Raw genomic sequence first — 20,014 nt, 5'->3', positions numbered from 1 at the left:
TATTAACTTTTAATAAAAATAATAGTGAATACCACGGAACAACATCTCAGGCGTATACAGGATAAAGTGCAGCAACTGGTAAAGCAACATTCCGTTTTACAAAAGGAAAACCTATCGCTGAAGGAAGAACTGGCTATGGTAAAGAAAGAAGCGTCAGAAGCAAAGGAAAATTCGAATACTCTCAAACAGCAGGTTGAAATATTGAGATACAGTAATGGGGAAATGGCTGAGGAAGATAAAAAGCAATTTGAAAAACGAATTAATGGATATCTCAAAGAGATTGACCGGTGTATTACTATGCTGAGCCGTTAGTTCAAACTCTTTTAACCAGGTTCAGCTTCATTTCTTCTTTTCCGTGCACCAATTCAAGTGTGTATTGGCCGTAAGGCAAATCATTTAAGCCTGACCAGCTGATTTGCTTTTGATCCTGTGAAATATTTCTCTCTAATACGCCACAAATACTCCCCTTATCATCTTTGAGGATACATCTGAAAAAGCTGTCTTTGTTGCTGATTAATTCGAATTGCAGAACATCAATAAAATTCGATGACCTAATTTTGGCAAACATGGGTTAAGTTTTGGTGTTTATTGCCTTCATAAAAGTGGCGGGATTATTACATTTTTAAAAAAAGTTATCTAATATAATCACAGTTTTTTAAAATAGCAAGCTATGGATCAATTAATTGCAGCCACCATCGTGATTGCCGACCGCAATTACCGGATAAAACTGAATCCCCAGGACGAGGAAGTGGTTCGCCGCACGGTCAAAATCATCAATGATAAGATCATTGAATATAAAACGCAATTTGCCGGAAAAGATATGCAGGATTATATAGCTATGGTATTGATCTGGCTGGCTACTGAGCAACAAACAGCGGGTTCAGCAGACATTCAGCAAGACGCCCTCACTGATAAGCTTAGCGCTATTGAAAGATTATTGGATAGCCAGGCCGGGTAAACAAGTTTGTTGGGCTGATTTATTTCCTGGCCAGTTTAAATGTTTTGCTGGCAGTATTAGCCGGTTTACTTTTTGACTTCAATTCAATAGTTACGATGCCCACTTCATTCAGCACAATGTTCGAAATCGTAACATTGATCGGAGAAGCTGTACCGCTGATACTTTGAGTAGATATAAGACTATTGTCAAACTCCTTTCTAAATGTAACCGTTCCCTCTACGCCCTTTTCGGGCATTTTTGATTTTATCAGCACTTTAAAATCATAACTGGAACCTAATGTTTTTGCTATTTCAGCGCCGGGATCAGGATCTATTCCAATCGATAAGTTCTCTTCAGCCGGAGGGGTAGGCGGGTTGGGGTCACTACCGCCTTTTGAACAACTCAATACAAGTACCACTAAAAAGGCAAACAAAACAGATTTTATTTTTGTAAAGAACATATCAAACTTAATGGATGTTTTTAGACTACAATTTTTCGAAGTGAAAATAGTGATAAATAAACTGAATCTCCAACTTCTGCATATTTAATTCGTTCTAAGCATCTTCTTTTCCCGCTTCAAAAAGTCCTAAAACCATAGTCGCTAAATGCTTGTAATTTCATGCATTAGTTTCCCTTTTGTATCTTCGCCTATTGCCTGTAAAAAAGCTGTTAACTCAGCTCAACAACAGGTTCACTAAACCACTTGATTTTGGAATACATTAAACAAAATTTTCATGGACATCAATGTCATATCTCTTATAATTGGTATAGCCGCACTTATCGTTGGCATCATAGCAGGTAAATTCATTTTTGCTAAAAACACCCAGAAAAAAATAGAAGAAGCTGAATTACAATCAAAAAATTTATTAAAAGAAGCTGAACTAAGAGCCGAAACCATCAGAAAGGAAAAAGAACTGGAAGTAAAAGAAAAATTTATTCAGTTAAAAGCGGCTCACGATAAAGAAGTAAATGATCGCAACCGCAAAATCAACGAAGGCGAGAACCGTATCCGTCAAAAAGAACAGTCGATCAGTCAAAAAGAAATCAATCTTGACAAACAGGTAAAGGAAAACGAAGCCATTAAAGATAACCTGAATCGCCAGATCGATCTGGTCAACATCAAAAGAAGCGAACTGGAAAAACACCAGGAAGAACACATTCGCCGGTTGGAGAAAATTGCGGGGCTTTCGGCAGAGGAAGCAAAAACGCAATTGGTAGAAAGTCTAAAAAATGAGGCTCATACACAGGCTTTGGCAATGCAGCAGGAAATTATTGATGAAGCCAAACAAAAAGCCAATAAAGAGGCCCGCAAAATCATTATTCAAACTATACAACGAACTGCCGCAGAACAGGCAATTGAAAATTCTATCACTGTTTTCAACCTGGAAAGTGACGAAATCAAAGGACAGATCATTGGTCGTGAGGGACGAAATATCCGTGCCCTGGAAGCAGCAACTGGCGTTGACCTGATCGTAGATGATACCCCTGAAGCTATTATACTTTCAAGCTTTGATCCGCTCCGCCGCGAAATAGCCCGTCTGAGCTTACAAAGACTGGTGGCCGACGGCCGGATTCACCCTGCACGGATTGAAGAAGTGGTGGAAAAAACCCGCAAACAGATTGAAGAACAAGTGATGGAAATCGGTGAAAGAACGGTGATCGAATTGGGTATCCATGGTCTTCATAAAGAGCTGGTTAGAATGGTTGGTCGGATGCGTTTCCGTTCTTCATATGGTCAAAACCTGTTGATGCACAGCCGTGAGACAGCCAACTTGTGTGCTACTATGGCTGCTGAACTCGGCCTGAATCCTAAACTCGCCAAACGTGCTGGTCTTTTACATGATATCGGAAAAGTGCCGGATGAGGAAAGTGAATTGAGCCATGCTTTGTTAGGAGCCAAACTCGCAGAAAAATACGGCGAAAACCCAGCTGTTGTAAATGCTATTGGAGCTCACCATGATGAAATGGAAATGCAATATGTGATCTCCCCCATTGTCCAGGCCTGCGATGCCATCAGCGGTGCAAGGCCCGGCGCCAGGAGAGAGATCATGCAGCAATACCTGCAGCGTATTAAGGATCTTGAAAACCTCGCGATGACCTATCCCGGTGTTGAAAAGGCTTATGCTATCCAGGCGGGACGTGAATTGAGAGTTATTGTTGAGTCTGAAAAAGTTACGGATGGGGACTCGGACAAACTTTCTTTTGAAATAGCCCAGAAGATCCAAACTGAAATGACTTTTCCCGGGCAGATAAAAGTGACGGTTATCCGGGAAAAGAGAGCAGTGAATATTGCCAGATAAAAGATTAAGCCACAAGCCACAAGTTTCAAGGTACAAGAAAGGACCGATCCTCAATCTTGTACCTTATTTTTTTCTTGTACCTTGTGCCTTGAAAATAAGATTAGATCAAATTTGGTTAATCTGCTATTGACCCCTACCTTTGCCCTCCTTAAAAATAAGAGTCATGAACGCCATAGCATTTGTACATGAGCAGTTGAGCAGCAAGAAAGAGTTCCCCGCTTTCAAGGCAGGTGATAATATTACCGTAAACTATAAAATCATTGAGGGTAATAAAGAACGTATCCAGTCTTTTAAAGGCGACGTCATCAAAAAACAAGGTAGCGGTTTTACTGCCAGCTTTACTGTACGTAAAATTTCTGATGGTGTAGGCGTTGAGAGGGTGTTTCCATTTTCTTCTCCCAATGTTGACTCTATTATTTTGAATAAAACAGGTGATGTGCGTCGTGCTAAGCTTTTCTATCAGCGTAAACGTAGCGGTAAAAGTGCCAGGATTCGTGAAAAACGCATGGCGACTGAAACAGCGAAATAAGTCATTAACATATTATAAAAATCCTCCGCTTCCGTGGGGGATTTTTCGTTTCCACAACATCCCGTTGTAATTATTTACCTTATGTATTTAGCGATACTATTTTCCTATCTTTGAAGTCTAATCTTTTACTATCATGATACATGCAGATCTATTAGGAGTGTTAGGTACAAACGAAATCATCATTATCCTGATCATCGTTTTGTTGTTGTTTGGTGGCCGCAAAATTCCTGAACTGATGAGAGGACTTGGCAAAGGTGTTCGTGAATTCAATGATGCCAAAACCAATGTGAAGAAAGAAATAGAAGAAAGCACTAACGATATTAAAGCTTCTTAAAAGTCTTGATCTTCCTGCTTTATCCACCCTTATTTCATTGAAAAAAGAGTAACCACTTTTGTTTGAGTTTTCGTCTATTGATCAGTATCATTCCTCATTAAAGGAAGGAAAGATTTCCTGTTTGCAGGCTGTTGAGCATTGCTTAAAGCAGATAAATGCTACCCGGCATTTGAATGCGTTCGTTCATGTATTTGAACAGGAAGCCATCGAAAAAGCAAAGGCACTGGACGAACAAAGAAAAGCAGGCAAGCCAACAAAAAAATTACATGGCGTTGTTATCGGCATTAAAGATGTGATCGCTTATAAAGATCACCCGCTGTCGGCCGCATCTGCAATTTTAAAAGGGTTTACTTCCATCTACTCCGCCACAGCGATTGAAAAGCTATTGGCAGAGGAAGCTATCATCATCGGTAGCCTTAACTGCGATGAATTTGCGATGGGCTCTACTAATGAGAACTCGGCTTATGGCAAAGTGTTAAACTTTCTCGACGAAACAAAAATTCCCGGGGGATCTTCAGGCGGATCGGCAGTGGCCGTACAGGCAGGCCTCTGTATGCTCTCACTGGGGAGTGATACCGGCGGGTCCGTGCGGCAACCAGCTGATCTCTGTGGAATTATTGGTTTAAAACCCACCTACGGAAGAATATCCCGTTATGGGCTGATTGCTTATGCTTCATCTTTTGACCAGATCGGCATTTTTGGAAAAAACATTCCCGACATTGCCCTTGCCCTTGAAATAATGGCCGGAGCTGATGACTACGACAGCACCGTTTCTCATCGACCAGTTGAAAGCTATTCAAAAAATTTAACCAGTGATAAGAAGTATCGTATAGCCTACTTTCCCGAGGCGCTTGATCACCCGAGCCTGGATATTGAGATTTCGAAACGCATCAAAGACTTATTAGAGCAATTGAAAAATCACGGACATGAGGTTAAGGCGGTTAAATTTGACCTGCTGGACCATATTGTCCCAGCCTATTATGTCTTAACAACCGCTGAGGCTTCCTCCAATCTGTCCCGTTACGATGGTGTTAAATTTGGTTACCGGGCCAATAAGCCTGATTCGGATCTTACTGAGCTTTATAAAGAAACGAGGTCAACCGGCTTTGGCAAGGAAGTCAAACGACGAATCATGCTTGGCACCTTTGTACTAAGTGCTGGCTACTATGATGCCTACTTCACCAGGGCTCAAAAAGTTAGAAAATTGTTATTTGATCAAACTCAGTTGATTTTCAATGAGTTTGACTTCATTTTCCTGCCAACTACGCCTTCTACAGCATTCAAAATTGGCGAAAAAATGGATGACCCAATTGCCATGTATCTGGCTGATATCTATACCGTTATGGCTAATTTAGTGGGTATTCCGGCAATCTCCCTTCCCCTCTTCCGACACACAAATGGCATGCCTTTTGGCGTGCAAGCCATGTCAAATCGCTTTAATGAATTAGCTTTGCTCCGCATCTCGAACGAGCTAATGCAATAACGAGCTAATGCAATAAATGGACGAGTGATATAATCCTGCCGAAACCGTATTTGTGACTGAATTCCGCTTTTGTTGCGGATGAGGGTGTAATCTAAATCGCTGTGATTGATGTTAAAACAACTTGGATTTATTTGTATTAGCTGTATTGTCGCTATTGCCACTTCAGCCTTTGCCAGGAATGAGAACCGGTTAAATGTTGCATTCCCCATTTCCGATACTGTTGATATTCAATTAAAAGATTCTCTGGCTGCCGAAATTATTGCTGCAAGAAATCCGAAGGAAGATTTCAAGGATCTTTTTGTTACGTCAAACCCGTCAACCGGTGTCAGCGTTGAGCAGCTCAATCCTTTGGCGCTTAGTTTTGTCGAGGATTACATGGAAAAGTTTGGCAAATCCATGGAAAAGATGAAAGGTTGGGGTAAGCCTTATTTTGACATGATGGATAATATCCTGGCAAAACACGGACTGCCCAGAGAACTGAAATACCTCGCTGTAATAGAGTCAAATCTTAAATCAAATGCAATATCCTGGGCCGGCGCTGTTGGGCCGTGGCAGTTGATGCCTGCCACAGCGAGAAATCTTGGATTAAGAGTCAACCGCAAAATGGATGAAAGGCGGGATATTTATAAAAGTACGCATGCAGCTTCGCGTTATTTAACTGACCTGTTCTCAATATATGGCGATTGGCTATTAGTTATTGCTGCCTACAATGGAGGGCCAGGAAATGTGAATTCGGCGATCAAAAGAAGTGGCAGTCGTGATTTTTGGAAATTGCAAAAATATCTACCGGCAGAGTCGAGAAAGCATGTGAAGAAATTTATTGCAACGCATTATATCATGGAAGGTGAAGGTGGCATTACTACACTCACAAAAAAAGAAGCGGCCAATTTTTTATTGGCTAATAATACTACACCGGTGAAAATTGACCTGGCTGGCTCCATTGCTCAAACAATCAATGGACGTTATAATGCTTCCGTGATTGTAAAGCACATTGAAATGGACCTTGCTTCTTTCCAGAAGATCAATCCGGATTTTGATAACATGATTGCGTCAAATGGGAACTATGAATTGCGGCTGCCATCCGAAAAAATGGATATTTTCAAAACAAAGAAAAACGATATTCTGGCAGAGTCTATCCAGGTTTTACTAAACCCTGATGCTGTATCTTCTGCAACACCACGATAATTTCAAAAATTTTATAGTAAAAAACCGGTTTATGATGATAAACCGGTTTTTTATTTTCGCTGCCCAAATCAGGCACAATATTTCCTGTGTTAGTCAAGAATTATTTTTTATTAAAACAAGTCTTATGGTACAAAGCAAATTAAAATGGACAATTCCTTTTATGGCAGGCATAATTATTCTTTCTTCTTCCTGCTCCTCCTCCAAAAAAGCAGTGGCTACGGCCAGCCGGGATGATGTAAAAGGAACCTGGGTGTTAAATAGTATTACTTATGATGGACTGCCGCAGGGGCAAAATATTAAGCTAACCTTACTGGATGAAGGAGATGAAAATTGCCTGAAGGGCAGCACCTGGGTTTTTCCAAATAATGGAAATGGGTCTTATACAATTTCTTCCGCTAACAACAGTTGCACACCAGGCGAAAGAAATATTGTTTGGTCGTACAGGATTGAAAATGGTCAAACGATATTACAATATAAAAGACTTCCCGGAGGTGTAAAAGCAAAAGACATTGCAGATGGTTATAAGTTCAACATTATATCGGCCTCGGATGCTAACTTGTCTTTAAGATCAAACGTAAACTTTGAAGGAAGAACTATTTCGATCAACTATTCCTTTTCTAAAAAATAGTATTCCTCTTACCTAATAAAAAAAGGTTGCCATTGTGACAACCTTTTTTTATTAGCATCAAATCCGACTAAATTAATTGAAGCGGTATCCTAATGAAACGCCGAAACCTGTATTTTTCGTTGTTGATTTGGAATCGTCTGCAGGACGGTTACTGATATTAACCAATCCAAGGCCTGCGTTCAGTTGAAAGGACAATTTATTACTGAACTCATAACCTGCCAAAAGATTAGCCCCGGCATCAAATCTTTTTGTTTCCGGATACTGATCTCCAAATTCTATATCTACGTCATTGCCATTTTCCGGTTTGTATTTACCACCAACTGCAAAAGCTGCATAAGGGCCAAATCCTAATATCATTCTTCCTTCCCCTAATTCTGGTTTGTAAATAAAATTAACCGGTACTTCTACATAAGATAAATTAATCTTATTATCAGTGTCTTCTATTTTTGCACCTTTTGTACTAAATAAAACTCCTGGCTGTAGATAGAAATCAATTCCTACAGGTATCTCCGCATTTACTCCGGCATTAAATCCTGTTTTTAGTTTATTCTCTCTTTTGTCATCGTTAATGTCTTTTCCATTTAAATTTTGAAAATTGACGCCGCCACGTATACCAAAAGTTGTTTTTTGCTGTGCAAATATGCCGGTTGTTAACAATAAAGCAATTGCTACCGCGCAAATTTTTGTTGTTTTCATTAGTGTTGTTTTAGATTAAAAAATCATTTGGCCTTTCTATTATGCTATTATTAATGGCCTGCCTCTTTCTTTGCATCACTCTTCATTTTTTCATTAGCAGTGATCAAAAATTCTACCCGGCGATTTTGTGCCCTGCCACTTTCTGTATCATTGCTGTATTTAGGAGCCGCTTCTCCAAAGCCTACTGTCTTTACTCTTTCAAGAGCAATACCATGATTGGTCAGGTAATTAGCAACAGTTGATGCTCTTCTTTCGGATAAACTTTGATTATACTTATCGGTTCCGGTATTATCGGTGTGACCCTGGATTTCCAGGTCCGTATCGGGATATTTATTCAAAATTTTGATTAGATCACCCAATGTCGATTCCGCTTTTGATGAAAGGCTTGATTGATCAAATCCAAATAATACGGCACTGCTGAATTCCACTACTATCCCTTCACCTACCCGTTCAACTTTTGCACCAGGCACTTCATTCTTTATTTCTTCTGCCTGCTTATCCATTTTTCTACCGATCACTGCACCTGTAACACCTCCAACGGTTGCACCAATAATGGCACCTAATGCAGTATTGCCGGCAGCTTTACCAATTACTGCACCTGCAGCGGCGCCACCTGCCGTTCCGATTACAGCTCCTTTCTGTGTTTTATTCATATTCTTACAACCTGTGGCAAGTACGGCGAATGCCAAAGTAGCAGTTAGCCAATTTTTGATTTGTTTCATACTTTTCTATTTAATAATAACCCCATTATCCAAACATCATACCAATAGCTTTTATTGAGTAATTGTTGCCTGTATACCCAAATGAGTTTCACTTCTTTCAGGACTTAATGTCACAAGTGAAGATTAGTCAGCGGATTATTACTTCGGTGATTCCCGTTACTGCATTTGTTTGGCGTAAACGGAAAGAGGAATTAGCGGCAATTTTTTGCCCAGTTAGGTTGTATTATTTCGTGTGAAAAATTTCTTTGATAGCTGATGCTTTCAATAAGCATTCTTCCCACTCTTTTTCCGGATCGCTATAAAAAGTAATTCCTGACCCTGTTTGAAACGAAAGATAATTATCCAACTGATTATACATTATACTTCTTATCACAACATTGAAGTCGAAATCGCCAGAAGGTTTAATATAGCCAACAGCACCGGAAAAAATACCCCGTTTTGTTTTTTCGTACAGCTCGATCAGTTCAATCACTTTTTTCTTAGGAGCTCCTGTCATTGACCCCATTGGAAATGTGGCCCTGAGAATATCCGCAAATGAAATATCGTTTTTTAATTGACCGCTGATCGTTGAAATCATTTGGTGCACCTGTGGAAAGGAATAGATGCCATACAGTTCGTCAACCTGCACTGAGCCTTCTTCACATATTTTTGAGAGATCATTACGCATCAGATCAACGATCATTACATTTTCAGACCGGTCTTTTGCACTATTATAAAGTTCTTCTTTTGCTTTTATATCTTTCACCGAATTTTCCTTCCGCCTTTGAGAAGTACCTTTTATCGGTTGCGACAATATCTGTTTTCCCTGCTTTTTTAAAAAACGCTCAGGACTGGCACATATCAGCCATTTGTCATCTAAGCGATATAAAGCGGAAAAAGGATTAGGTGATACGTCGCTCAATCTTAAATAAGTTTCTACCGGATTTATTTGAACGTTCTCTGCGAAAAACTCCTGGCAAAAATTTATTTCATAACAATCGCCCCGCAAAATATGTTGTTGCAATCGCCTGATGATTGACAGGTATTCTTCCTTCCCGATCCGGCTGTTGACCTGGACTTTTTCCAGTCCCTTTGAAATGATATCAGTACTGTTTATTTGTGAAAAGATTAATTCCGGATCCTCCGCCCCGATGATTATTTCTTTTTCGCTAATCCGAATTAAAATAGATGGTTCGAAAAAAAAAGCATCAGGGAAACGAATATGATCCGGGTGGGAAGAGATACTTTTTGTCAGTACGTTCTTAAAATCATAATTGAGATGACCGAAAAGCCACTTTGCTTTTGAGCCCTCAATAAAATTTTGAAGATCATTTAATGGATCTGGTGACAGCCCTGCATCAAATTTGTTTTTAACACCTACCGCTGCCACGCACTCTTCAGTGTGAGGTTGGATATGATACTGATGATTATCCAAAAAACAAAAAGTGTTGAACTGTTGTAACCAGTTCAACACTTTTTTCTTCAATAACCTGAAGTCCGTGATCTGAAATATAGAATTAGTCAGAGTAGTTTACTTGATCAGATGAAACGAAATTCAATTAATAATCATCATCATCGTCACTGAAATCATCACTATCATTGAACATGTCCTTGAATTCTTCATCTACCTTGAAATCGTCATCATCATCCACTCCACCTTTTTTAGACGGGCCGGTTACTTTTTTGCCTTTGGATTTTGGCACATCAAACTCAGCAAAATCAGGATCCCAGTTTTCCTCTTCCTCTACCTTATCCCAATCATCTTTTTCATCAATATCGTCGTCGTCATCATCATCGTCATCATCATTTTTACCTTTTTTAGACGATGATGGCTTGCCACCTTTTTTTGATGTAGTTTCTTCCACATCCTCGTCAAGCTCATCATCATCATCGTCTTCAACTTCTTTTTTCTTTGGTTTTGAAGACTCTTTCTTAGCTGATGCTTTAGAGGAATCTGCAGGTGCTTTACCTGTAACTTTTTTTTCCTTATCGGATTTCGATGCCATAATAAGCTAGGGTTATAAGTGTAAAATTTCAGCGAACTTTTTAATTGACCAAATTTTTTTTATAAAAAATTCTGCGCCTATTAATCTACAAAAATAATCTGGTCCCGGCCAGGTCCGTTGGATATATATCGCACATCCACACCTAAATATTCATTGATAAAACTTATATATGACTTCATGGTTGCCGGCAGCTCTTCCAGTTTTTTTGCTGTGCTGCTGGGAATATCCCAACCTGGAAATTTCTTATACACCGGCTCTAAAGCTACTCTATCAAGGCGAAAAGGAATTTCCGTCGTTTCCTTCCCATTGATATTATAGCTCGTACAAACATTCAGCTCCTTAAACTCATCCAGCACATCTGCTTTTGTCATTACAATTTTTGTAACGCCATTGATCATGCAGGCAAAACGAAGAGCTACCAAATCGATCCAGCCGCAACGGCGGGGACGACCTGTTGTTGCTCCAAATTCATTTCCAGCTTTTCTCAGTTCTTCACCCAATTCATTCTCCAACTCTGTAGGGAAAGGACCACCGCCTACCCGGGTACAATAAGCTTTAGTTATACCAATCACTTCACCAATTTTTTGCGGCGCAATGCCTAGCCCATTACAGACACCGGCAGAAATGGTATTAGAAGAAGTAACAAAAGGGAATGTTCCAAAATCAATATCCAGCATGCTGCCCTGGGCTCCTTCAGCCAGTACTTTTTTACCAGCTTTCAGTTGCTCATTGATAAAGTATTCACCATTTACAATATTGAGCTCTTTCAGAAATTCTAATGCTTCAAAAAACTCTTCTTCCCACGCCGCAATATCTTCATCAAATGCATAGTTATCCAACAACCGTTGATGCTTTAACCTCAGCTTTATGTAAGCTGTTGTAAAATTTTTATCCAGTATGTCGCCGACACGCAGGCCATTTCTTCCGGTTTTATCCATATAGGTCGGCCCTATTCCTTTCAATGTCGAGCCAATTTTTTGATTACCCTTGGATGATTCAGAAGCTTTGTCCAATGCTCTATGTGTTGGCAAAATCAGGTGCGCTCTTTCAGAAATAAAAAGTGTCTTGCGTAGATCAACGCCAAAACCAGCCACAGTTTCGCATTCTCTTTTCAGCGTTATCGGATCCAGCACTACACCATTACCAATCAGGTTCAGTTTGTCACTATGAAACACACCAGAGGGTATTTGGTGCAAGACAACTTTTTTATCCGCGATATACAAAGTATGACCGGCATTGGGACCTCCCTGAAACCTTGCTATAACATCATAATCTTTAGCAAAATAATCAACGATCTTTCCTTTTCCTTCATCGCCCCATTGGAGGCCTAGTATTACATCTACCATAATTGGGTTTGGTTATATTTTTTTATCTGGGCCTTTTGGCCGGCGCAAAAATACGCTGTCAACAAAAAGCCACCGAAAAAAATCCCGTCGCTTTGATAATATTTATACCCAATTGGAAATTACTTACTAACGTTAAAAATGACAGACGCCTCTAAACAAAAATCACCCATGTGGTATATCCTCGGTATCATATCGCTCTACGGACTCAATACCGGGTAAATTTTTCAGGCTTTGCACTAAAGTCTCCAATTCCTCCCGGTCGTGAACATATAATTTGATGTTGCCTTTGAACAAGCCTTCCTTTGCTTCAATCGTCAAGGCAGCAATATTAATACGCAAATCACCGGAAATAAGGCTGGTAATCTTGTTTACAACCCCAACATCATCCAATCCGACAATTTTTAAGCCCGTAAGAAATGAGATCTCCTTGTTTTTAGCCCATTTTGTCTTGACTACCCGGTGACCGTAATTAGCAAGCAATTTGGCAGCATTGGGGCAGTTGGTCCGATGAATAGTTAAGCCTTTACCTGTTGTAATAAATCCAAACACATCATCCCCTGGTATTGGCTTACAACAGTTAGCCAGGTTATAAACGATCCTATCACTGCTTTCACCAAAAATGATGAGTTCAGCATCTTTCTTTGAGCCTGTTTGTTGAAACGGGCTTATCTCCTGTTTGAATTCCTGTATCGTCTTAACAGGTCGCGGAGCTTCTATTTTGTCGCCTACGACTTTAAAATCCTTGATCTCTTTTAAGTCGATATTCTTGACAGCTACCTGGTAAAACAGATCCAAATTCGATTGCAGCTTATAAAAATGAACCAGTTCATCAATATTGTGCTGATTTACCGCTGCGCCTACGCCTTCCAGTTTTCTCTGAACAGTATATTTTCCCTCGTCCGCAATTTTCTTTTTCTCTTCTTTTAATGCATCCTTAATCCGCCCTCTTGCCTTAGCGGTTACAACAAAACTCAACCAGTCTTCCGATGGTTTTTGTTTATTACTGGTAATAATTTCTATCTGGTCCCCGCTTCGTAGCTTATGGCTGATCGGCACCAATTTGTGGTTCACCTTGGCGCCAATCGTTTTTACACCGATGGCGCTATGTATGGAAAATGCAAAATCCAGGGCTGTTGAGTTGACCGGCAACATTTTTACATCGCCTTTTGGCGTATATACATAGATCTCCTCGGCAAGAAAGCTGGTCTTGAAGTCCTGGAGAAAGTCGATGCTATCTGTTTCCTGGTTTGTGATCACTTCCCGAATCTGCTGGAACCATTTATCGAAGCGGCTTTCATCAGCTGCTCCTTCTTTATATTTCCAATGGGCGGCAAGCCCCTTTTCGGCTATTTCATTCATTCTTTTAGTACGGATCTGTACTTCCACCCATTTACCTTGCGGGCCCATCACGGTTGTATGGAGAGCCTCATACCCGTTTGATTTAGGATTGCTCAACCAGTCTCTCAGGCGTTCAGGAGAAGGTGTATATTCATCCGTGATCATTGAATATACCTTCCAGCAATCCTCTTTTTCACGTTCGGTTGGCGAGTCTAAAATAACCCGGATGGCAAACAGGTCATACACCTCCTCAAAGTCCACTCCCTTTTTTTTCATTTTGTTGGAAATGGAATGTATGCTTTTAGGGCGGCCGTATATCTCAAATTTGAAATTGCCTTTTTCCAATTTTTCCCTTAGTGGCCGAATAAACTCGTTAATATATTTGGATCGTTCTCTTTTGGTCTCGGCCAGCTTTTGAGCTATATCCTTATATATCTCCGGCTCCATGTATTTCATAGCCAGATCTTCCATTTCGGTTTTAATAGTATAAAGACCCATCCGGTGAGCCAGGGGAGCATACACATAAACTGTTTCAGAGGAAATTTTTAACTGCTTTTCCCGCTTCATGCTTTCCAGCGTTCGCATGTTGTGAAGCCGATCGGCGAGTTTTATAAGGATCACCCGCGGATCATCCGTCAGGGTCATCAATATTTTTTTGAAATTCTCGGCTTGCTGCGAGCCGTTGATATCAATGACATTGGAGATTTTGGTCAAACCATCGACTATCCTGGCTATTTCCTGGCCAAACTCCCGTTCTACATCCTCCAGCGAAATATCTGTATCCTCCACCGTATCATGTAAAAGCGAGCAGATGGTAGAACGGACACCAAGACCAATCTCTTCTACGCAAATCTTGGCCACGGCCAACGGGTGGAGAATATAGGGCTCACCGCTTTTCCTGCGCATCGTTTTATGTGCGTCTACCGACATTTCAAAGGCGGTACGGAGTAACTCCTTGTCCCCTGGCTTGATTTTAGCCTTTAGAGATCGCATCAGGGAACGGTATTCACGAAGAATCAGTTTTCGCTCCTGCTCATCATTCAAATTATATTTGGGCGTTTTTTCAACAGTTTCCATTACACTATAACTTTCGAAACGAATTTACTGAATTACAGGCAGTAAGATAAAAGGCGGTTGCAGAAAATTATAAATCAACTCATAATAGTCTGACAATTCTTTATTTGGTGAAAATAAATGCCCTACATTTGCACCCCAAAATGCGGGTGTGGTGAAATTGGTAGACATACCAGACTTAGGATCTGGCGCCGCAAGGCATGGGGGTTCGAGTCCCTCCACCCGCACCGAAAAGTTTAAGAGTTTAAAGTTCAAAGTTTAAAAGTTCTGGCCACAGCACTTTTCCTTTCCTATCAGAATCGCTGAACGGGATGAACCTTAAACCCTTAAACTTTTAAACTTTTTAAACTCTTTATATGGCAACAGTTACAAAAGAAAATATCGGCTTACTGCATGAAAAGCTGACCGTGAAGCTCGAAAAAACAGATTACCTGCCTTCTTTTGAAAAAGCACTAAAAGAATACAGCAAAAAAGCAAATATTCCAGGCTTTCGTAAAGGAATGGTTCCTGCTGGCCTCATCAAAAAAATGTACGGACCTTCCCTTTTTACCGATGAAGTACTCCGCTCTGTTGACCGTGAACTAATCGGCTATTTGCAAAATGACAAACTGGACATTTTTGCTCAGCCGTTGCCTTTGGAAACTGATGTTCGTCAATTGGATGTAAACAATCCTGCTGATTATACTTTCCATTTTGAAATCGGGATGAAACCCGAATTTCACCTGGCCGATTTGGGCACTGCCAAAACAACAAGATATGTTGTTAAGGTAACCGATGAAATGATCAACAATGAAATTGCACGCCTTCAAAACCGCTATGGTAACATGAAGGACCAGGATACAGTAGAAGTTGAAGACAACGTTCTGAATATTATTTTTACTGAAGCAGATGAAAATGGTAATGCTATTGAAAACGGTATTACAAAAGACAATTCCCTGTTGGTAAAATATTTTAAACCGGACTTTAGGAACAACCTGATCGGGAAAGTAACCAATGACTACATCATTGTGCAATTAGACAAAGCATTTGACGAAAAAGAACTCGAGTTTATTCTGAGCGATTTGGGTCTTGATAAAAATGATCCGACTGCAGCGCAAAGACATTTCAAAATTCAGATCACCAAAATTGGTCTGTTAGAGAAAAAAGAATTGAATGAAGAGTTTTTCAACCAGCTTTACCCCAGCCAGGATGTAAAAACTGAAGCGGACTTTCATAACAAAATAAAGGAAGAAATACAGGCTTATTGGGATAACCAGGCTAAGAATCAAATTCACGACCAGGTATTTCATGAATTGACCGATCATACAACGATCCAGTTTCCCGAAGGATTTCTAAAAAAATGGGTAAAAACACAAGGTGATCCTTCAGCCGAAGAACAAGGTGGCAAATCAGATGAGCAAGTAGAAAAGGAGTTCCCAACTTTTCTGAACCAGTTGAAATGGACATTGATCACTGACAAAATTGTGCAGGAGAACGGCATCCAGGTAAATCCCGAAGATATCCGTGCATTTGCCAAACAACAATTATTTGGCTATATGGGCGGCATGGGAACAGACGCACAGGATCAACCCTGGGTAAATGACTATGTCGAAAAAATGATGAAGGACCGCAAATATGTTGAAGATGCTTACAACCGCATACAGACACAAAAGATATTTGAATGGGCTGAAACAAAAGTGAATCCAGCGGATAAAGAAATCAGTGCTGAAGATTTTACAAAGATGGTGGAAGAACATCAGCATCATCACCATTAATAGAACTTTGTCGAAATAAAATGGAAAGGTTGACATGATATCTGTCAACCTTTTTTATTTTTCTGCTATGACCCAATAACTAGTCCGAATCGTTTTTGTTTTTTTTCCTTTTGGTCTTTGAATACAGAGCCTTTGCCTGCGCCACCAGGGAAACAAATTCTTTTTGCAGCAATTCATTGGGATTGGCAGACGCTGTGGCTAATAGCAGAACATCATTCCACGTAACATTTTTAGTAAATGATGATGAGCGAAGTAAAGACCCAAACATTGCCACGGCTGCCGAAAAACGGTAGCTCTTATCTAATTCGGAAAAGTCCATGAAATCATATGGACAGTTATAGGTGAAAACTTTATTGGCTGTGTCGTTTGGCAATTTGTAGTGTAGTTTGACCTGGGCGAATTTTTCAATGGCCACTGTATCCGCATCATTGGGCTCAATTTCAAAGATCCCCATCATCGAGAAGCCAGAGCCAATTTCACCGCCTTCCACTACAGCAGATGTATCATTCAACGCCCCTACCTTATTGTCAAAACCCAATAGCCTGTATTGTTTAACATAGTTGGGATTGAACTCAATATTCATGTAAGCGTCATCTGCTACAGAATATAGTGTTTGGGTAAACTCTTTCATCAACACTTTCTCGGCTTCAGCGAAGTTATCCAGGTAAGAAAAATTGCCATTCCCCTTTCGGGACAGTGTTTGAATTTTGGAATCTTTATAATTGCCCATGCCAACACCGAGACAGGTAAGATAAATGCCCGATTCCCTGTTGCGGGATATTAGTTCATCCAACTCCTCTTCCGTCTTTAGGCCAACATTAAAATCTCCATCAGTAGCCAATATTACCCTATTGTTTCCTCCGACAATAAAATGTCTTTTGGCAAGATTGTAAGCAAGGCTGATACCTGATTCACCGGGCGTAGCGCCACCGGGGGTTAACTCATCGATCACTTGTAAAATTTTTTCCTTTTCGGCACCACTGGTAGTGTTTAACATGATGCCCGTGATGCCACCATACACTACAATTGCGACCGAATCTTTAGCCCTGAGATTATTCACTACTAACCTGAAAGCAGATTTTAATAATGGCAGCCTGTTGGTCATATCCATCGAACCGGAAACATCTACCAGGAAAACAAGTTGAGCAGGCGGCAGATTATCCAGGCTTAGTTTCCTGGCGGAAAGGTCGATATAAAATAAACGGTTGGCAGAATTCCATGGACAGGAAGTCAATTGAGTTTTGATATGAAATAAATCATTTCTCTTGGGTGCAGTATAATTCAGGTTAAAATAATTCAACATTTCTTCAATGCGCACCGCATCCGGGGGAACAAACGAATTACCAGAAATAAACCTGCGGATGTTACTATAAGAGGCCCTGTCAATATTCAGCGATATACCTGTGCTGGGAAACCGGTTGGTGTTCACAAATTTGTTTTCTACAATGCTGGCATAAGTCTCATCTCCTGCAAACCATTTTCTTTGATCTTCTTTGGCCATGCCTTTTGTAAAAGATAAAAGCTTGTTTGTTCTTGCCGTGGTGCGATTGGCAGGCGCCAGCTTCAGTTGTACGGTGAGATAATTATCCGCATTCGCCACTACCTTCTCGGGTCTGTATCCATCCAGTGAGAAATTAAACGTATCAATTTTTTGATTGATAGTTATTCCGAATGATCCAACAGATCCGCTTTTATAGATATAACCCGAACGTAAATGTAAAATGGTAACATTTTGAAGATTGTTGCCTGACTCATCCTTTACTTCACCACGCAAATAGTATTGCTGGCTTTTACAGGGCAAGCTAATCACAAGGCTTAGTAGTATATAGAAAGCGGCCTTCAATGTAGATAGCAGTTACAGCTGCCAACCCAAACCGTTTGGATATTGGCGACCGGTTACAAGATACATGATTCGATGGATTCAGGCAAGATTGGTAATGCTTGGTTGATGACTGTTATAAAACTTTAAAGACAGGTTAAATCACCTGGTAAATCTCTTTGAGGTTACGTCCCAGCCCATCATAATCGAGTCCATACCCTACCACAAACTTATTGGGAATATCAAACCCGATATAGTCCAATGTAAGCGGATATTCCGTTGCTTCTGACTTGTGCAACAAGGTAGCTATCTTTAAAGAACGGGGTTGCTGGTGTAACAAACGGGGAAGAAAATTATGCAGTGTCTTACCGGTATCAACTATATCCTCCACAATGATGACATCCTTATCATACAGATCCTCATCCAGGCCAATTGAGGTAACAATATTGCCGCTTGACTTCATGCCCCTGTACGAAGCCAGCTTGATGAAACAAATCTCTGCATCAATCGTTAGGTGCTTGAACAGATCAGAAGCAAACATGAATGATCCGTTTAATATCGCAACGCAAAAGGGTCGTTTACCTGCATAATCTTTATTTATCGCAGCAGCCATTTCTTTCACCCTTTGCTGGATTGTTTCTTCGGAGAGATAAGTAACAAACGACTTATCATGTACTTTGACGTCTGACATATTTATTGCGGGTTTCTGGTTCGATGATTTACAAAACTGGAACAATATTATTACAGTTCATGCAGAACCTGCAGATAAATTTTAAACAGCACTATAAACCAGATTGAAACCGGCGGGAGTTAGATCTCATTTTTGGCCAGCCTGGGCATTGCCGGCGCCTTTTTACGCAAATACAATTGCTCGCCTACAGCCGGCTGCATATGGCTTTTCAGATGGTTATATTCTAACAAGGACTCCATGCGGATGGCTTCTTCACGGGCAATATCCTGGATGGTTTCGCCTTCAGCTACAATATGAAATTCATTATTTCCTGTCTTTCTTTTTCGCTGAAGATAAAGGAGCTGATCATTCTGTATCGTCTCAGACTCTTCCAAATCATTAAACTCAAATATTTTGGATAATGAAATATTGTAGCGGTCAGCAATGGCTAAAACGGGCGTTCCGGCGAGGGCATAAATAACTTTTGTATCGTTGATTTTAAATTCTCCACTGGGATAATCGATAGCCTGCTTCATTTTTCTCACCGGCCGGGTAACAGTAGAAACAGTTGTAATTCCATCATCCTGCTTTTCTCCGCTGTCTGATTGTGCGATCATATCTTCTTTGGGTGACATTTTACCCATTGCGATCAGGGTGTAATCCTGCAATTGATATGTCTCGATCAACTTTATAATAATTTGCGGATACCTGGGATTGGTAGCATAGCCTGCTTTTTTCAGTCCATATGCCCAACCTTCATAATCCTGCGGGTCCAATGCAAACAGAGAGGCATAGCGGCTGCTTCCTCTCAAAAAATCCGAATGGTCCCGGTAAGATTGAGCGGGATCATCATATTTGCGAAAACATTCATGGGGTGCATCGTCTGTATGTTTTACGGATTCACCGGTCCAGTTTGACTTACATTTTATTCCGAAATGATTATTGGATCGGCGCACCAGGTCACTGGTGCCGGCTGTTGTCTCGTGTATTCCCTGTGCCAGTTTAATAGCCGCAGGCACACCCGTTCTTTGCATTTCTGCTATGGCCGTTTCTCGATAAGTATTTATGTAGTTGCGGATAACGTCAGGGCTCTGGGCATTGCTGACCAGGCAAGCCATAAGAAAAACAAAAGAGAAGAGAAATCGAATGTTTTGCATGGGATAAGAAAAAGTTTATTAGTTTATGGGTCTAATAGTTTGTGGTTTACAATCCTG

At 40.5% G+C, this 20,014-nt stretch carries 20 protein-coding genes and 1 tRNA gene; 10 read left to right on the top strand and 11 right to left on the bottom strand.

Features of this window, described 5'->3' with window-relative positions; all coding sequences use genetic code 11:
- Nucleotides 1-24 precede the first annotated feature (24 nt).
- Nucleotides 25-312, top strand: coding sequence for a hypothetical protein (locus P2W73_RS05910; protein ID WP_276501077.1), 288 nt, complete (start codon nucleotides 25-27; stop codon nucleotides 310-312).
- Nucleotide 313: 1 nt separating this feature from the next.
- Here the strand turns inward: P2W73_RS05910 and P2W73_RS05905 are convergent, their stop codons facing one another.
- Nucleotides 314-568: a hypothetical protein gene (locus P2W73_RS05905; protein WP_276501076.1), complete on the bottom strand. Its 255-nt coding sequence runs from the start codon at nucleotides 566-568 to the stop codon at nucleotides 314-316.
- A gap of 102 nt (nucleotides 569-670) precedes the next feature.
- Here P2W73_RS05905 and P2W73_RS05900 point away from each other — a divergent pair, with 102 nt between their 5' ends.
- Complete coding sequence (locus P2W73_RS05900) at nucleotides 671-958, top strand: cell division protein ZapA (protein WP_276501075.1); 288 nt, start codon at nucleotides 671-673, stop codon at nucleotides 956-958.
- Nucleotides 959-977: 19 nt separating this feature from the next.
- Here P2W73_RS05900 and P2W73_RS05895 read toward each other — a convergent pair whose 3' ends face one another.
- Nucleotides 978-1,397: a hypothetical protein gene (locus tag P2W73_RS05895; protein ID WP_276501074.1), complete on the bottom strand. Its 420-nt coding sequence runs from the start codon at nucleotides 1,395-1,397 to the stop codon at nucleotides 978-980.
- Between the two features lie 274 nt (nucleotides 1,398-1,671).
- Here P2W73_RS05895 and rny point away from each other — a divergent pair, with 274 nt between their 5' ends.
- The 6 genes from rny (at nucleotide 1,672) to P2W73_RS05865 (ending at nucleotide 7,396) form a co-directional block, all read left to right on the top strand.
- The gene (gene rny, locus P2W73_RS05890) at nucleotides 1,672-3,237 is read left to right on the top strand and encodes a ribonuclease Y (RefSeq protein ID WP_276501073.1); all 1,566 of its coding nucleotides are present in this window, start codon (nucleotides 1,672-1,674) and stop codon (nucleotides 3,235-3,237) included.
- 163 nt (nucleotides 3,238-3,400) lie between these two features.
- Entirely contained in the window at nucleotides 3,401-3,766 is a 366-nt protein-coding gene (gene rplS, locus P2W73_RS05885) for a 50S ribosomal protein L19 (protein WP_276501072.1), read from the top strand.
- Nucleotides 3,767-3,899: 133 nt separating this feature from the next.
- Entirely contained in the window at nucleotides 3,900-4,100 is a 201-nt protein-coding gene (locus P2W73_RS05880; protein ID WP_276501071.1) for a Sec-independent protein translocase subunit TatA/TatB, read from the top strand.
- 58 nt (nucleotides 4,101-4,158) lie between these two features.
- Nucleotides 4,159-5,583 (top strand): Asp-tRNA(Asn)/Glu-tRNA(Gln) amidotransferase subunit GatA, encoded by a 1,425-nt coding sequence (gene gatA, locus P2W73_RS05875; protein ID WP_276501070.1) that lies wholly within the window; start codon nucleotides 4,159-4,161, stop codon nucleotides 5,581-5,583.
- 108 nt (nucleotides 5,584-5,691) lie between these two features.
- The gene (locus tag P2W73_RS05870; RefSeq protein ID WP_276501069.1) at nucleotides 5,692-6,768 is read left to right on the top strand and encodes a lytic transglycosylase domain-containing protein; all 1,077 of its coding nucleotides are present in this window, start codon (nucleotides 5,692-5,694) and stop codon (nucleotides 6,766-6,768) included.
- Nucleotides 6,769-6,892: 124 nt separating this feature from the next.
- Nucleotides 6,893-7,396: a lipocalin family protein gene (locus P2W73_RS05865; RefSeq protein ID WP_276501068.1), complete on the top strand. Its 504-nt coding sequence runs from the start codon at nucleotides 6,893-6,895 to the stop codon at nucleotides 7,394-7,396.
- A gap of 72 nt (nucleotides 7,397-7,468) precedes the next feature.
- On the opposite strand, the gene P2W73_RS05860 is transcribed toward P2W73_RS05865, so the two are convergent.
- The 6 genes from P2W73_RS05860 to P2W73_RS05835 form a co-directional block, all read right to left on the bottom strand.
- Nucleotides 7,469-8,092: a porin family protein gene (locus P2W73_RS05860; RefSeq protein ID WP_276501067.1), complete on the bottom strand. Its 624-nt coding sequence runs from the start codon at nucleotides 8,090-8,092 to the stop codon at nucleotides 7,469-7,471.
- Between the two features lie 50 nt (nucleotides 8,093-8,142).
- Nucleotides 8,143-8,814, bottom strand: coding sequence for a YiaD family glycine zipper/OmpA-like lipoprotein (locus P2W73_RS05855; RefSeq protein ID WP_276501066.1), 672 nt, complete (start codon nucleotides 8,812-8,814; stop codon nucleotides 8,143-8,145).
- 223 nt (nucleotides 8,815-9,037) lie between these two features.
- Nucleotides 9,038-10,267 carry an anthranilate synthase component I family protein gene (locus P2W73_RS05850; protein WP_276501065.1) on the bottom strand — a complete coding sequence of 410 codons (1,230 nt, stop codon included), beginning with the start codon at nucleotides 10,265-10,267 and terminating at the stop codon, nucleotides 9,038-9,040.
- 85 nt (nucleotides 10,268-10,352) lie between these two features.
- Complete coding sequence (locus P2W73_RS05845; RefSeq protein ID WP_276501064.1) at nucleotides 10,353-10,799, bottom strand: hypothetical protein; 447 nt, start codon at nucleotides 10,797-10,799, stop codon at nucleotides 10,353-10,355.
- An 80-nt stretch (nucleotides 10,800-10,879) separates the two neighbouring features.
- Nucleotides 10,880-12,145, bottom strand: coding sequence for an adenylosuccinate synthase (locus tag P2W73_RS05840; protein WP_276501063.1), 1,266 nt, complete (start codon nucleotides 12,143-12,145; stop codon nucleotides 10,880-10,882).
- A gap of 162 nt (nucleotides 12,146-12,307) precedes the next feature.
- Nucleotides 12,308-14,560, bottom strand: a complete 2,253-nt coding sequence (locus P2W73_RS05835; RefSeq protein ID WP_276501062.1) for a RelA/SpoT family protein — start codon at nucleotides 14,558-14,560, stop codon at nucleotides 12,308-12,310.
- A gap of 142 nt (nucleotides 14,561-14,702) precedes the next feature.
- Between P2W73_RS05835 and P2W73_RS05830 the strand changes: the two genes are divergently transcribed.
- Both P2W73_RS05830 and tig read left to right on the top strand, forming a co-directional pair.
- Nucleotides 14,703-14,784, top strand: a tRNA-Leu gene (locus P2W73_RS05830).
- A 129-nt stretch (nucleotides 14,785-14,913) separates the two neighbouring features.
- Nucleotides 14,914-16,311: a trigger factor gene (gene tig, locus P2W73_RS05825; RefSeq protein WP_276501061.1), complete on the top strand. Its 1,398-nt coding sequence runs from the start codon at nucleotides 14,914-14,916 to the stop codon at nucleotides 16,309-16,311.
- Between the two features lie 79 nt (nucleotides 16,312-16,390).
- On the opposite strand, the gene P2W73_RS05820 is transcribed toward tig, so the two are convergent.
- From P2W73_RS05820 to P2W73_RS05810, 3 genes are all read right to left on the bottom strand, one after another.
- Nucleotides 16,391-18,121 carry a vWA domain-containing protein gene (locus P2W73_RS05820; RefSeq protein ID WP_276501060.1) on the bottom strand — a complete coding sequence of 577 codons (1,731 nt, stop codon included), beginning with the start codon at nucleotides 18,119-18,121 and terminating at the stop codon, nucleotides 16,391-16,393.
- Nucleotides 18,122-18,287: 166 nt separating this feature from the next.
- Entirely contained in the window at nucleotides 18,288-18,821 is a 534-nt protein-coding gene (gene hpt / locus P2W73_RS05815; RefSeq protein ID WP_276501059.1) for a hypoxanthine phosphoribosyltransferase, read from the bottom strand.
- 119 nt (nucleotides 18,822-18,940) lie between these two features.
- Nucleotides 18,941-19,957: a glucosaminidase domain-containing protein gene (locus P2W73_RS05810; protein WP_276501058.1), complete on the bottom strand. Its 1,017-nt coding sequence runs from the start codon at nucleotides 19,955-19,957 to the stop codon at nucleotides 18,941-18,943.
- Nucleotides 19,958-20,014 lie beyond the last annotated feature (57 nt).

The sequence above is a fragment of the Terrimonas pollutisoli genome (assembly GCF_029360765.1).
GTDB classification, from domain to species: domain Bacteria; phylum Bacteroidota; class Bacteroidia; order Chitinophagales; family Chitinophagaceae; genus Terrimonas_B; species Terrimonas_B pollutisoli.
Note: the sequence above shows the minus strand (reverse complement) of the source record. Positions and strands in the feature narration are given on the sequence as shown.